Source organism: Halomonas sp. ALS9, from assembly GCF_001651035.1.
Taxonomy (GTDB): domain Bacteria; phylum Pseudomonadota; class Gammaproteobacteria; order Pseudomonadales; family Halomonadaceae; genus Vreelandella.
The window spans coordinates 136577-151406 of record NZ_LXRG01000110.1 but is presented as its reverse complement, the minus strand read 5'-3'; the positions used below and the strand labels follow the sequence as shown (position 1 = coordinate 151406).

The 14830-nt window shown below is 56.7% G+C and carries 11 protein-coding genes and 2 tRNA genes; 3 read left to right on the top strand and 10 right to left on the bottom strand.

The window, feature by feature from the left end:
• Positions 1 to 70: 70 nt before the first annotated feature.
• From nadA to A6R74_RS08850, 9 genes are all read right to left on the bottom strand, one after another.
• Positions 71 to 1099 (bottom strand): quinolinate synthase NadA, encoded by a 1029-nt coding sequence (gene nadA / locus A6R74_RS08890; RefSeq protein WP_064234159.1) that lies wholly within the window; start codon positions 1097 to 1099, stop codon positions 71 to 73.
• Between the two features lie 258 nt (positions 1100 to 1357).
• Positions 1358 to 1433 (bottom strand) — tRNA-Lys (locus A6R74_RS08885).
• Positions 1434 to 1552: 119 nt separating this feature from the next.
• Positions 1553 to 1628: transfer RNA gene (locus A6R74_RS08880), tRNA-Lys, on the bottom strand.
• A 174-nt stretch (positions 1629 to 1802) separates the two neighbouring features.
• Positions 1803 to 2678 carry a 23S rRNA pseudouridine(2605) synthase RluB gene (rluB, locus tag A6R74_RS08875; RefSeq protein WP_064234158.1) on the bottom strand — a complete coding sequence of 292 codons (876 nt, stop codon included), beginning with the start codon at positions 2676 to 2678 and terminating at the stop codon, positions 1803 to 1805.
• A complete protein-coding gene (gene scpB, locus A6R74_RS08870; protein ID WP_064234157.1) occupies positions 2665 to 3519 on the bottom strand; it encodes an SMC-Scp complex subunit ScpB in 855 nt (284 codons plus the stop codon). The genes rluB and scpB overlap by 14 nt, the downstream gene beginning before the upstream one ends.
• A complete protein-coding gene (locus tag A6R74_RS08865) occupies positions 3516 to 4466 on the bottom strand; it encodes a segregation and condensation protein A (protein ID WP_064234156.1) in 951 nt (316 codons plus the stop codon). The genes scpB and A6R74_RS08865 overlap by 4 nt, the downstream gene beginning before the upstream one ends.
• Before the next feature lie 30 nt (positions 4467 to 4496).
• Entirely contained in the window at positions 4497 to 4745 is a 249-nt protein-coding gene (locus A6R74_RS08860; RefSeq protein ID WP_064234155.1) for a DUF2442 domain-containing protein, read from the bottom strand.
• A gap of 88 nt (positions 4746 to 4833) precedes the next feature.
• The gene (locus A6R74_RS23080) at positions 4834 to 4971 is read right to left on the bottom strand and encodes a DUF4160 domain-containing protein (protein WP_240488193.1); all 138 of its coding nucleotides are present in this window, start codon (positions 4969 to 4971) and stop codon (positions 4834 to 4836) included.
• A gap of 66 nt (positions 4972 to 5037) precedes the next feature.
• Complete coding sequence (locus tag A6R74_RS08850; protein WP_082906637.1) at positions 5038 to 6828, bottom strand: DEAD/DEAH box helicase; 1791 nt, start codon at positions 6826 to 6828, stop codon at positions 5038 to 5040.
• A gap of 115 nt (positions 6829 to 6943) precedes the next feature.
• Here A6R74_RS08850 and A6R74_RS08845 point away from each other — a divergent pair, with 115 nt between their 5' ends.
• On the top strand, positions 6944 to 7183 hold the full coding sequence (locus A6R74_RS08845; protein ID WP_064234153.1) for a hypothetical protein: 240 nt from the start codon (positions 6944 to 6946) through the stop codon (positions 7181 to 7183).
• 77 nt (positions 7184 to 7260) lie between these two features.
• On the opposite strand, the gene purL is transcribed toward A6R74_RS08845, so the two are convergent.
• On the bottom strand, positions 7261 to 11211 hold the full coding sequence (purL, locus tag A6R74_RS08840; protein ID WP_064234152.1) for a phosphoribosylformylglycinamidine synthase: 3951 nt from the start codon (positions 11209 to 11211) through the stop codon (positions 7261 to 7263).
• Between the two features lie 184 nt (positions 11212 to 11395).
• Here purL and mltF point away from each other — a divergent pair, with 184 nt between their 5' ends.
• Positions 11396 to 12859: a membrane-bound lytic murein transglycosylase MltF gene (gene mltF, locus A6R74_RS08835; RefSeq protein ID WP_064234151.1), complete on the top strand. Its 1464-nt coding sequence runs from the start codon at positions 11396 to 11398 to the stop codon at positions 12857 to 12859.
• Between the two features lie 12 nt (positions 12860 to 12871).
• On the top strand, positions 12872 to 14830 hold the full coding sequence (locus tag A6R74_RS08830) for a GGDEF domain-containing protein (RefSeq protein WP_064234150.1): 1959 nt from the start codon (positions 12872 to 12874) through the stop codon (positions 14828 to 14830).

Below are 14830 nucleotides of genomic sequence, written 5' to 3'. Positions count from 1 at the left end.
CCCTCAGCATGAAAAGCGCCCATGAGTTAGGCATCATGGGCGAAGTATGCTCTTAGCAGGTTAAGTCCAGCTATACTTTGAAGTTAAGCATACGTTCTAGCGGCTTTAAGGCCTGCAGGCGCAGCGCTTCATCCACCTGAATCTCACCACTCCCTTCGCGCAACGCACCCGCCAGGTTATCCAGCGCGTTCATGGCCATCCAGGGGCAGTGAGCGCAGCTGCGGCAAGTGGCACCGTTGCCCGCTGTAGGCGCTTCAAACAGGGTTTTGTCGGGCACGGCCTGCTGCATCTTGAAAAAGATACCCCGATCCGTCGCCACAATCAGCTTGTCGTTGGGCAGCTCTTTCGCCGCCTTGATCAGCTGCGAGGTGGAACCTGCCACATCGGCCAGTTTAACCACCGGCTCCGGCGATTCTGGATGCACCAGCACCGCGGCATCCGGATAAAGGCGTTTGAGGTCTTCAACGCCCTTGGCCTTGAACTCCTCATGGACGATGCAGGCGCCGTCCCACATCAACATATCGGCGCCGGTTTTATTCTGGATATAGCCGCCCAAGTGTTTGTCGGGTGCCCAGAGAATTTTCTCGCCTTTGGCTTGCAGGTGTTCAACCACCTCTACCGCAATCGACGACGTCACCACCCAATCCGCCCGCGCTTTAACCGCCGCGGAAGTGTTGGCATACACCACCACGGTACGGTCAGGGTGGGCATCGCAAAAAGCGCTAAACGCCCCCGCCGGGCAGCCAATATCCAGCGAGCAGGTTGCTTCCAGAGTGGGCATCAATATGCGCTTTTCAGGCGAGAGGATCTTGGCGGTCTCACCCATAAACCTTACCCCTGCCACGACCAGCGTGGTGGCGTCATGGCGGGCACCAAAGCGCGCCATCTCCAGCGAGTCCGCGACACAGCCACCGGTCTCTTCCGCTAGCTGCTGAATGGCGTCATCGGTGTAGTAGTGGGCGACCAAAACAGCGTTATGGGCTTTTAAAAGCCGCTTTATCTCTTCAACCCGGGCCTGATCTTCCTCTGGAATACGGGTTGGACAATAAGCGGTGGGTAGCTGAACACTCAGCTCTGCTTGCGTAGTCATAATAGTCATTGTGTCTACCACTGCGACGAACAGGGAATCCCCCTGTTAAACACTGGGTCACGGCATAGGTCATTATCGTGATACCGCTATGCCGCTCGCGTGCGCGATAGGCCGGTGCGTCTCTCGCGGAAGCCTACCGCTTTAGAATCAATTCTAGACTATTGTGGTGGGTAATTGCTGCTTGCTGCAAGCAACTTGTTACAGCAGATCCTTTCCTGCCTGCATAGCAAAACGCCCCTGGCAGTAAACTGCCAAGGGCGTTGAATTTGGTGGGTCGTGCAGGATTCGAACCTGCGACCAATTGATTAAAAGTCAACTGCTCTACCAACTGAGCTAACGACCCAAACTTGCTTTGCTGCTTACTTACTGGCGCCATCAAACATACGCCATCTACTCTAGACGTTCATTACTTAATTCAAACTGACTTAACCTAACCTCATCCAAAAAGATCAGCTGTTTGAATGGTGGGTCGTGCAGGATTCGAACCTGCGACCAATTGATTAAAAGTCAACTGCTCTACCAACTGAGCTAACGACCCGCCTGAACGGATGCATATCCTACGCTTACACCTTATTGATAGCAAGCGTTTTTTGCCTTCACTCTACAATAATCAACCATTTTCGTGCCTGCCCACATCACTCAATGCGGGCAGGCTCGCCGCCAAGTCTAAACGCTAACGGCTGTGGACAAGGTAGGGCTCAGACAATTGCGTTTAGCGGGCTTTGCTTTTCGGCTTGCGCAACGCCTGCACCGGCTTACGCTTGTGTTTATCGCGGTTCCAGCGGTTCTTCTCATCTGGCGTCAGCGCGGGCACTTTACGGGTTTCCAAGTTAGCCAGGGTAGCTAAGTCATCCACCTCATCCTGGGTGAGTTCGACCCATTCGCCGGCTTTTGCCCTTTTATCGAGGAAGATATTGCCATAACGCACGCGTTTCAGACGACTCACCGTCAGCGCCTGGGACTCCCAAAGACGCCGCACTTCACGATTGCGTCCTTCCAGAATCACCACGTGGAACCAGGTATTGATACCCTCGCCACCAAACTCCTGCACGTCGGTAAAGCGCGCGGGGCCATCTTCCAGCATAACGCCGTCGACCATCGCCAAGATATGCTCGCGCTTCACTTCCCCCATGACGCGAACCGCATATTCGCGCTCTACCTGGGTAGAGGGATGCATCAAGCGGTTGGCCAACTCGCCATCGGTAGTGAACAACAGCAAACCGCTGGTGTTGATATCCAGGCGGCCAATCGCAATCCAGCGTTCACCTTTCAGGCGCGGCAAACGTTCAAATACGGTGCGCCGACCTTCCGGGTCTTTACGGGTGCACAGCTCGCCTTCCGGCTTGTTGTACATAATGACCCGACGCGGCGACTCCTCTTCCGGACGTAGCGCCACCGGGCGGTCATCAAAACTGACCTTATCCCGCGCTTCAACGCGATCACCCAGTTTTGCCACTTGGCTATTGACTTTAACGCGCCCGGCGGAAATCGCCGTTTCCATCTCACGCCGCGAACCAAGACCTGCACGGGCCAGGACTTTTTGCAGTTTTTCACTGGTGGGGGGCGTGGTGTTATCACTCTGACTCATGGTCGTCTGACCTCACATCGGTAGTCTGCGTGCGCCCGCGCTCATCATCGTCAGCGCGCTGCGCACGTGCCGCTAGTCGGGCCTGTAAATCGGCAAAACTCAGCGGCTGGGTTAACGCCGTCTCGGCGTGCTTATCGGCTATTTCAGCCGCGGTAATCTCATCTTGCAGGGGAGGCGCATCCTGCACGGTTTTGCTCGTTTCGTCCAGTGCTTCATTGTCTGAAACGAAGCCATTCTCTTCATGAATGTCAGCACCTTTCATCATTCCCGGCTCTTCGGGTATTTCGTTCTCCTCCCAACTGGCCAGCGTATGCATGGGCGGCAGTGCATCGAGGGTTTTTAAGCCAAAATCGTCCAAAAAACTACGCGTGGTGGCGTAAACCGCCGGGCGACCTGGCACATCTCTATGCCCCACTACCCGAATCCAGCCGCGCTCCGCTAAGGTACGCATAATCGAGCTGCTCACGCTAACCCCACGCACCTCTTCGATATCGCCCCGGGTAACCGGCTGGCGGTAGGCGATCAATGCCAGGGTTTCCAGTAGCGCTCGGGAGTAGCGCTGGGGGCGCTCGTCCCATAGCCGCGACACCCACTGGGAAAGCCGCGGACGAATGCGCAACTGGTAGCCTGAAACGGTTTCCAACAGCTCCAAAGCGCCGCCAGCATGGCGCTGCTGCAAACGTTCAAGCACATCGCGAAACTCCTTGCGCGTCGGGCATTCACCTTCCAGAAAAAGGGTTTCCAAACGCTCAAAGGGCAAGGGTTCGCCAGCGGCCAGCAGCGCTGCTTCAACAATGTCATCTAAAACAATGTCATCTAACGCGGTGACGGCGTTACTCATGGCGTCTCCTCGCCGGGCTCAAAAGCGGACTCGCCATAGGTGTCATCGTCTCTCTCATCCTGCTCAAAAGCCCCCTCCTCGTCCTCAGCTAGGGCCGCACGCCGCGCGCGCACGTGAATCGGCGACAGCGGCGCATTCTGGACAATCTCTATCATGGCTTCTTTAGCCAGTTCTAAAATCGCCATAAAGGTGACTACAACGCCTGCCCGACCTTCTTCTAGGGTAAACAGTGCCTCGAAGGGGGTATAGCGTTGGTGACCGTCATCATCATTGAGCTGTTCCATAATCTTTAGCATGCGCTCGCGGGTGGACAGCACCTCACGGCTGATCTGGTGGGCCTGCACCAGCTCGGCACGCTTGAGCACATCGGAGAGCGCGCTGAGCAGCTCATCCAATTCCACCTCAGGGTGAATCACCCGGGATTCCAGCGGCGGCAAGCCTGCCTGCACACTGAACCAGTCACGCCCCATACGTGGCAGCGTATCCAGTGTCTCTGCGGCTTCTTTAAGGCGCTCGTACTCTTGTAGCCGACGGATAAGCTCGGCGCGGGGATCTTCTTCATCCTCGCCCTCTGCTTTAGGCGGGCGGGGCAGCAGCGAGCGCGACTTGATCTCCGCCAGCATAGCGGCCATTAGCAGGTACTCACCCGCCAGCTCGATCTCCATGGCCTTCATCAGCTCCACGTACTCGATATACTGGTGGGTGATGGTGGCCACGTTGATAGTGAGGATATCCAGGTTCTGACGGCGTATCAGATAGAGCAAAAGATCCAGTGGGCCTTCAAAGGTCTCTAGAAAGACCCGCAGCGCTTCCGGGGGAATATACAGATCCTCCGGCATCTGCGTAATCGGCTCATCAAACAGACGCCCAAACGAAGCGGCCGCAGGCTCGGTGACCGCGGCATCAGGATTTTCTAAATCGATAGCATCGCTTGGCGTCTCGCTCACGCGGGTCGGACTCTCTTAAGGTGGTTGAAATCAGGCAACAGTCTGACGGTGACGCGTTAAATCGCCTTGCCCGGCTAGAATCCCATCAATAGATACATCTTCATCCAGTGCATCCCAATGAATTCCACGGGCGCTCAATTCATAGCTTGCCAATTGTTGAGGTGATGCTTTAAGAAGGCGCGGGTACCAAGCCAGCGGTACGCCGACCGTTCGCCCATCGCTTAACTCAACCCAAAAATTATCTTCATCAAACGTAACTCGCTTAGGAGAAGTAGTCATGCCAGGCTCCCTCTAATATATCGCGGTGTTGAAGAATCATCGCCGTAATAGTGCGTAGCGCTTTGGCGTCGAAGCCATCATTTCTCGCCTATTGAACATCAGGTGAGAGCCAAAATTTAGCTTCAGCGCCCGCTTTAAATATATGGATGTGGGCAGGCTCTAAAGGATTACCTTCATTTGAATAGAAGAAGAACCTAAAACCCTGCAAGCGTAGCACCGTCGGCATCTAGCGCTCCTACAGTTTACAGCCTAAATACTGAATAATAGATGGTTTATCGCCACAAGGCACATGCTACCCCGCCTCCACCGCTTTGCGGTAGCGGCCAGCATAGTCAAACAGCTTGTCACGGATTTGGAAATGGCGGCCTACTTTGCGCCCTACGACAAAATCAGGGTGGCGCAGGCGTCGCTGTTCGGCGACGACTTCGTCGGCGCTTAGCGGCTGCCATTTACCGCCAGGGGCACGCAGGTGGTAGCGCAGAAAGGCAGCATAGAAAGCCCGCCGCTGGGCGGGGGTTTCCAGGGCAAACCATTCGGAAAGATGGCTACCGTCTTCGTCATGATAGATGACTTTTAAGCGCGGCAAGCCGCGCCCATTCGTCGTCGCTTCCAACTGCATGCCGCTTACCCGCAACACCTTGGCATCTTTCAGCTTAAGGGCATCTTTGAGCTTATCATCCGCGTCCACCAGCAGTTTTTCGCAACCGTGGCAGCGCCGGGCGGCAATATCATTCTCGGCCCCGCACTCATCACACACCTTAAAACGGAAACGGAAGTCACATTGATGGCGCCTCCCTTCGTCATCTTCAATCAATCCCTGGCAGCGACGGCCATAGTGCTCAATCACCAGCTCGCCATCGCGCTTGCCCCAGTACAGATTGGCGTGACCACAGGCGGGGCACTCGACCTGCACCGGCTCGCTGTCGCTATCCGGCTTCGGTTCGCCCACTTCTGGGGCGAAGATATCCCAGGGGTTACCGGCGTAATCCAGAATCAAGCAGTCGCTCTTACCCGGCGATAAGCGCAGCCCTCTACCTATCATCTGCTGATAGAGGCTCACCGATTCGGTGGGCCGTAAAATAGCGATTAAATCCACGTGTGGCGCATCAAAGCCGGTGGTCAGCACCGCCACGTTGACCAGATACTTCAGCTCTCGCGCCTTGAATGCATCGATCAGCGTCGTGCGCTCCTGGGAAGGCGTTGCGCCGGTAATCAGCGCCGCTTCTGCCCTGGGCAAATAGCCGATAATTTCTTCGGCGTGAGCCACGGTGGCGGCAAAAACCATCACCCCCTGGCGCTCAACCGCGCGTTCGACAATTTGACCAATGATGCCCGGGGTTGCCCGGCTACCCGCCACCACGCGATTAAGCGCTTCCTCCGCAAACAGACCGCTTGAAGCGGGCTTGAGCGCAGAGAAGTCGTAACCCTCAATGGCCATATCCAGTCGTTTGGGAGCGGCGAGATAGCCCTGTTTGACCATCAGCCTCAGCGGCTGCTCAAACACGCAGTCGCGAAAAAAGCTCTCCTCGCTGCCCCGCACCATGCCGTGGTGGTGGCGATAGTAGATAAACCCCTGCCCCAAGCGGTATGGCGTCGCGGTAAGGCCAAGTATTTTAAGCTGCGGATTATGCTGGCGCAGGTGCTCGATCACCTGGCGGTAGCTGGCGTCTTCATTAAGTGATACGCGGTGGCTCTCATCGATCACCAGCAGGGTAAAGTTAGCGTCGTTAAAACTGTCCAAGTTGCGCACCACCGACTGCACCGAGCCAAACACCACTTGGCGACTGGCCTCTTTGCGCTTTAAACCGGCGCTAAAAATATCCGCCTCAAGGCCATAGGCCTGGTACTTGGCGTGGTTCTGCTCCACCAGTTCCCGCACATGGGCCAGCACCAGCACCCGCCCACGCGCCAAGCGCGCTAGCTCTGCAATGACCAGAGATTTTCCGCTGCCGGTAGGCAATACCACCAACGCTGGATCGCTGGAGGCGCGAAAATGCACCACCACGCGCTTTACCGCCTCCTGCTGATAGGGGCGTAGCTGGGGCGTTGGAGATGACGGGCGTGAGACGTTAGGTGATGGCAAATTAAATAGCCTGCTATTGAACTATTACGACTTTAGTCGCGTCGTAGTAATGATGGTTTAAATAATCCCTGAACTCGCAACGTCTATCAGCGAGAAGATAATAGTGAGGTGAGTCATGACAACCAACCATTTCAGCCCTGAGTGCCCGGAATGCAGCAGCCGTCTAAAACGCCTGCCCGCCACACGGCGTGGTCAAGCCCATGTGTTCTGTATGGATTGCGGACATGATTTTGGGCGCTTTGAATACCTCGTTGAGCGCTACCGCTTAGAGCTTGAAACACTGGAAGCCAAGCTAGGACTGCCGCCGACGGGAGCAGAAGAAACACCAGCGAGCACTGCTCAGCAGCACTCTTGAGGCTGATGAAACGGCTAACGGCGGCAAAAGCCGCCGTTAACGTGGACGCTATCTCTAAAACAAACACATACTTTGAATTAGTTGAGCCAAACCCGTGCATTGCGGAATAGCCGTAGCCAAGCACCATCTTCGACCCACTCTGCCGGACGCCAGGAGTTGGTGATGGCGCGGGCGACACGCTCCGGGTGCGGCATCATAATGGTCACCCGGCCATCCGGCGTGGTCAAACCGGTAATGCCCGCTGGCGAGCCGTTGGGGTTGGCCGGGTAACGAGTGGTGGCCTGGCCATAGTTATCGATGTAGCGCAGGGCGATTTGATTGCTCGACTGCATGCTGCGCAGATGCGCGCTGTCGCGGAACGCCGCCTGTCCTTCACCATGGGCCACGGCAATGGGCAGCTTTGAACCTTCCATACCGGCGAGCAGAATCGAGGGGCTCTTCTCGACCCGCACCATGGAGACTCGCGCTTCAAACTGTTCGGACTCATTACGCACAAAGGTCGGCCAGTTTTCAGCGCCGGGAATGAGCGTTTTCAACTGCGACAGCATCTGACAGCCGTTACACACGCCCAGCGAAAAGCTGTCGTCGCGGGCAAAGAACGCCGCAAACTGCTCCCGGGCGCGCTCGTTAAATAGCACCGACTTGGCCCAGCCGCCGCCGGCGCCCAGCACGTCGCCATAAGAGAAACCGCCACAGGCCACCAGGCCTTTGAACGCTTCCAAGGACACGCGCCCTTCAAGGATGTCGCTCATATGCACATCCACTGCCTCAAACCCGGCCTTATCGAAAGCCCAGGCCATCTCTACTTGACCATTGACGCCCTGCTCACGCAGCACCGCCATAGCAGGCTTGGCGGTATTAACGAACGGCGCGCTGATATCCTCATTGACATCAAAGGACGGTGTGGCGGAGAGCCCTGGGTCACGGCTATCGAGCAGATTGTCGAATTCGTTTTTAGCGCATTCGGGGTTATCGCGCAGTGCCTGCATGCGGTAACTGGTTTCTGTCCAGGTGCGCTGGGTAAGTTGACGCGTGGTTTCCAGCAGCGGCTCTTCGAACAGCGTGACGCGTACCTGGTCGTCATAGCGGGGACGGGCAATAACGCCGCAGGTTTCGATCCCTGCAACGGCAAACTGCGCCAGCACTTCTTCGGTGTGTTGGCGATTGACCTGGATCACCGCGCCCAACTCTTCAGAGAACAGCGCGTTCAACGCCTCCACCGGCTCATCAATCATCCAGTCGAGCTTAATCTCCAGCCCGGCGTGGGCCGCAAAAGCCATTTCAAGCAGGGTGACGATCAGCCCGCCGTCGCTGCGGTCGTGGTAGGCCAGTAGCTTACCGTCACGGTTAAGGCCCTGAATGACTTCGAAGAACGCCTTAATATCTTCCGGGTCATCCACATCCGGGCAGTCGTTGCCTACTTGGCCGTACACCTGGGCCAGAGCGGAGCCGCCCAGACGGTTCTGGCCGCTGCCTAAATCGATCAAAATCAGATCCGATTCGTCTTGATCCAAGTTGATCTGCGGCGTCAGCGTCGCTAGGGCATCGGTGACGGGAGCAAAGCCGGTAACGACCAGCGAGAGCGGCGAGGTCACGCTCTTGTCTTCACTTTCGCCTTGCTCACTTTCATCGACCCAAGCCGTGCGCATCGACATAGAGTCTTTGCCCACCGGAATGGCAATGCCCAGTGCCGGGCACATTTCCATGCCCACCGCGTAGACGGCGTCATACAACGCCTGGTTTTCACCTGGGTGGTCGGCAGCGCTCATCCAATTAGCGGAGAGCTTGATGTCGCTTAGCTTGGCGATCGGCGCCGCGGCCAAGTTGGTAATCGCTTCGGCGACCGCCAAACGAGCGCTGGCCGCCGGGTTGATCAGTGCCACCGGCGGACGTTCGCCCATGGCCATGGCTTCACCGGCGTGGGTATCAAAACTTGCCGTAGTAACCGCTACATCGGCCACCGGCACCTGCCAAGGGCCGACCATCTGGTCGCGGGCCACTTGGCCGGTAATTGAGCGGTCGCCAATGGTGATTAGGAAGCTTTTGGATGCCACCGTGGGTAGCCGCAGCACCCGGTCCAAGGCTTCGCGCAGGTCGAGGTTATCCAGCATCATGCCGGAAAGCGCCGGGTCGTGGCGCTCAAATTCGCGCTGCATTTTAGGCGCTTTGCCAAACAGTACGCTCATCGGCAAATCGACCGGCTTGCTGTCAAAATGACCGTCGCGTACTTCAAGGTGGTGGGCTTCCAGCGCCTCGCCGACTACCGCATAGGGGCAGCGCTCACGCTTACAAAGCGCGTCAAAAGTATCCAAATCCTCTGGCGCGACCGCAAGCACATAGCGCTCCTGGGCTTCGTTACACCAGATTTCCAGCGGGCTCATGCCCGGCTCGGCATTGGGTACCGCACGCAGATCAAAGCGGCCACCGCGATTACCGTCTTTGACCAGCTCTGGGAGCGCGTTGGAGAGCCCGCCCGCGCCCACATCGTGGATAAAGCGGATCGGGTTGTGATCGCCCAACGCCCAGCAGCGGTCAATCACTTCCTGGGCGCGACGTTCGATCTCGGGGTTTTCACGCTGCACCGAGGCGAAATCCAGATCGGCGCTGGAGGTGCCGGACGCCATGCTGGAGGCTGCACCGCCACCCAGGCCAATCAACATCGCTGGGCCGCCCATTACAATCAGCTTGCCACCAACGGGGATATCGCCCTTCTGAACATGGTGGGCGCGAATATTGCCGTAGCCACCGGCGAGCATAATCGGCTTATGAAAGCCGCGTCGCTCGATACCGCCGTCGTTCAGCGACTCCTGCTCATAGGTGCGGAAATAGCCGGTTAAATTGGGGCGACCAAACTCATTGTTAAACGCGGCGCCGCCGATGGGGCCGTCGAGCATGATGTTCAGCGCCGACTGCATGCGCTCGGGCTTGCCGTAATCAAACGCCTCCCAGGGCTGCACAAACTCAGGAATGCGTAAATTAGACACGGTATAGCCCGACAAACCGGCCTTGGGCTTACCGCCGATGCCGGTCGCGCCCTCATCGCGGATTTCCCCGCCGGAGCCCGTCGCCGCCCCCGGGAAGGGGGCAATCGCGGTGGGGTGATTATGGGTTTCTACCTTCATCAGGATATGAATAGGCTCCTGATGAGTGGCGTAGAGCGCACGTTCTTCGTCAGCGCCGGTCAACGGCGTGGCAAAGAAGCGCCCGGCTTGGCTGCCCTTGATGACGGCGGCGTTGTCGCTGTAGGCCGAGAGCACGTTATCCGGCGATGACGCAAAGGTATTCTTGATCATCTTAAACAGCGAGTGACTCTGTGGTTCGCCGTCGATCACCCAGTCGGCGTTAAAGATTTTGTGACGGCAGTGCTCGGAATTGGCCTGGGCAAACATCATCAGCTCGACGTCACTGGGGTTACGCCCAAGCTCGTTGAAGGCATCAACCAGGTAATCGATCTCGTCTTCCGCCAGCGCCAGACCGAGTGCCTGATTGGCCGTCGCCAGGGCGTTCCGCCCGCCTTCCAAAATATCCACACTGCCCAGCGGTGCCGGGTCGTGTTGGGCAAACAGCTTAGCGGCGTCGGAGGCATCGGCTAGCACCGTTTCGGTCATCCGGTCGTGCAGCATTGCCGCCAGCGCGCTCAAACTCTCTTCATCTGGCATGGCTGTGACGCTTATGCGGTAATCAATGCCGCGCTCGATGCGGCTAATCTGACGCAGGCCGCAGTTATGGGCGATATCAGTGGCTTTAGACGACCAGGGAGATTGAGTACCTAAGCGTGGCACAACCAAAAAGCGCTGGGCATTATCGAGCACTTCCACACTCGTGTGAGCGCCGTAATCGAGCAGCTGAGCTAAGCGCTCGCGGGAGGCATCATCAAGCTCTTGGTGGTGATCTTTGGTGTTCACATCAACAAAATGAACATAGTGGGCAGACAGCGCTTCCACCTCGGGCACACGTTCACGCAGCACCGTTAGCAGCCGAGCATGACGGAAGGCAGAAAGGGCGGGCGCGCCTCGCAGTTCGAGCATATCCTGAAGCCTCTAGAGCAGGGAAATTCGAGCAGGGAAATCACCAGGCCGCAGTACGGCCGTGCTTTTTTAGTAACGGAAAGCCACTATGATACTGGAAACCAGCCGCCACACGAAATCAACAAGGTGACAGCCTGCTCCTGGCTGGGTATCGTGGCAGCTTGTTTCATGCCGACAAGACGCCATGCTGACGTTGATTTGCCGACATTTAGTAACCCGCGCCAGCGCTTATTATGCGCTGATCGCCGTTACGCTTTTGACTCTGGTACCTACCCTCTCCCTGGTTCCTCCCGGCGAGCATCTGATGCAGATCACTGCAAAAGATTTTATTACCGTTCACACCCGTAACACGCCCACCACTTACTACGAAGGTCGCCAAGGCCCTACCGGCTTTGAGTACGAGCTAATGCACCGCTTTGCCGACTACCTTGGGGTGAGCCTTAACCTTAACGCCCGCCATCACCCTGAAAGTGTGCTGCCAGCGGTACGTGAAAACGGCGATCTGGGGGCAGCTGCCCTCCCTCTACTGCCCAATACGCCAGGTATTTACTACACCCGGCCAATCATTCAGATGCAGCCACTTGTGGTATACCGGCGTGGACTGAACGGTATTAGTGAGCCAAGTGACCTCGTTGGTCTGGAGCTGGGTACACTTAGCAAAGCGGGCACCAGCGAAGCGCTGCGCGATCTGCAGGTTCGCCACCCTACCCTGAGCTGGAAAGAGTCCCATGAGCTGGAAGTCGCTGAACTGCTGGCGCGGGTTGAGAACGGCACCCTGGACGCAGCGGTTATTTTTGAGCACCAGTTTCGTTTAAACCGGCTGTTTTTCCCCAACGTTGAGCGTGGTTTTATCCTCGGCGACCCGCTCTCAATGGCCTGGGCCGTGCCCAGCGGTCGCGGCTTGGGTTTACTCGAGGCCGCTAATCGTTTTCTCCAAGACCTGCAGGAGAGCGGTACGCTTGATCGGCTAGTCAGCCGCTATTTTGGCCATGACGACTACTTAGAGTATGTCGGCACGCGTACTTTTCTTGATCACCTGGATGCACGCCTGCCCCGCTACACGGATCTATTCCAACAGTCTGCTCGGGAAACGGGGTTTGATTGGAAGCTGCTCGCTGCCGTGGGCTACCAGGAGTCTCACTGGGATCCTGATGCTGTTTCGCCAACGGGGGTGCGCGGCTTGATGATGCTGACCAACCCCACCGCTAGCGAGATGGGCGTCAGCGACCGTACCGATCCAGCCCAGAGCATTGATGGCGGCGCTCGCTATCTGCGCAGCATTAAAGACCGTTTGCCGGCAAGCATCACCGGTGATGACCGTCTATTCATGGCTATGGCTGCTTATAATGTGGGCCTAGGCCACTTATATGACGCTCGCAAGATTACCGAGATGCGTGGCGGCGACCCCGACAGGTGGGCTGATGTGCGCGCTGCGCTACCCCTGTTGCAACAGCGTGAATGGCATAGCCAAACACGCTATGGCTATGCCCGGGGTGGCGAGCCGGTGATATATGTACGCAATATCCGCCGCTACTACGAAATGATTGAGTATGTTGAGCGCAGCCGCCAACAGTTTTTCCAACTAGAACAAACGCCTGTCAACGATGATCCACTGCTATTGTTTGAGCTTGTGCCGCCGCTAAATTAACGTGAGGATGCAATGCCCTTTCTCATTGCCCGTGCTGCACATTGGCTACCGATTATTGCTGCCTGCTGTGCCGTTACACTTGTCGCTCTTCATCCTAATATTAGTTCTACCGCGCTGACGCTTGTGGCGCTTGCCCAACTGAGTACGCTTAAAGGCGTTCGTTGGCTCACTTGCCTGCTATGCGTTAGCGCTATTGGCCTACTGTTGCCAGGGCTTATTAGCTACCTGACCCCGGAAAGCTGGGTCACCACTGAGAGTTGGCAAACGCTGACCCATTGGGCGCAGCCCATAGCATTTGAAGGTTTCCGTGCACCGCTGTTAATGACACTGGCCCTTCAGTTGAGCGCGCTCGCGATACTGCTCCGTCAGCGTGCCCGTTTAGGCGCGCCACTACTGCTGCTCGCAGCCCTACTACTGACGGGTTTACAGCTGATACCCAGCAGCCAAAATTTTGCACCGCTGCTGCGCTATACGGCCGACTGGCCTGGTCTGCTGACGTTAGGTCTATTACTGTTGTGCCAAAACCTGCTGTCAGTGCGCTACTGGCGCGGCAAACGCTATTTGACTAACGCGCTTTGGCCAGCCTGCGGACTGCTCATCGCGGTACTGCTACTCTGGGAAAAGCTTCACCATGAGGCCGAACAGACGCTCTATCACCAGGTTGGAGCACAAGCTCAGCAAGCCACTCACCAGCTCTCTTTTGAAATCGACACCCACTTAAATGCCATGCGCGGTTTCGCGCGTATTTGGCAACTACAGAGGTCGCTACCAACCTACCAACAGTGGACAGATCAAGCGGCGGGTTACCGTCAGGACTTTGCCTATTTAATCAACATTGCCTTTATCACGCCTGATAGCGTCATAGACCACGTTTACCCCATTACCACGCTCAACTTAAGCCTCTTGGGACGACGCCTTTTTGACGTTCAACCGGCAGGGCGAGATGCGCTTGAACCAGCCCTCCGGGGGCAGCAAGAGGGCAGTACCGATGTTATTGAGCTACTCCAGGGTGATCCAGGCGTCATCCACTACTTCCCAGTACTTAATGCTGATGGCGTTCCTTTAGGCGCAGCAGCGATGGCGGTAAGCTTCCCTCTGTTTGCTGAAGCGCTGTTTGCCCGACTTCCTGCCGAGGAAGGCGTTATTCGCTGGCACAACGGCACTCAGCTGCTAGCGCAACACGGCAACGCTACCCAACCAGGCCCCTGGGTGTTCGACTCTCAGGTAAATTTGTTGGATAAAACGCTCACGCTGTCCTATCAACCACGCTGGGAGTACCTGGCCAGCCAGCTCTCGCGGCTACCAACCATTAGCCTGGTCACCGGGTTAATCTTGACGTATTTACTCTATCTCGTGCTGTATACCTTTCAGCGTCTGGGGCATCAGCACAGCGCTATGCAAAACAGCAATGCCGTCCTGCAACAGGAAATACGCAAGCGCAGCAAGTTACAGCAGGAAGTTGAGTGGCTGGCACGCCACGATGAATTAACTGGGATTGCTAACCGTCGTCACTTTTTAGAACAGGTCGACGCCTTGCAGGAGGTACGCCCAATCAGCCTGGTGCTGTTCGATATCGACTATTTTAAACGGGTTAACGACCATTTAGGACACTTAGTCGGCGATGAGCATTTACACTTTTTTGCACAATTGGGTAAATCGCATATCGAATATCATGGCGGTATTTTCGCCCGTTACGGCGGTGAGGAGTTCGTCGCCTGGCTGCCTGACCACCCCCTACCCTCAGCGTTTAAGGTGGCGGACGAACTGCGTCAAAAGCTGGCCTCATCAAGCCTCTCCCATGCCGACGGCACACCACTCACGTTAAGCGCCGGGGTTGTCACTTTTGATTGCCCTGAAGACGTCGACATAGCACGCATGATGCAAACCGCTGACGAAGCGCTCTACCACGCCAAACACAACGGGCGTAACCGGGTCGAGGGCGGTGAACTCAATACAACGGAAGATGCCTAG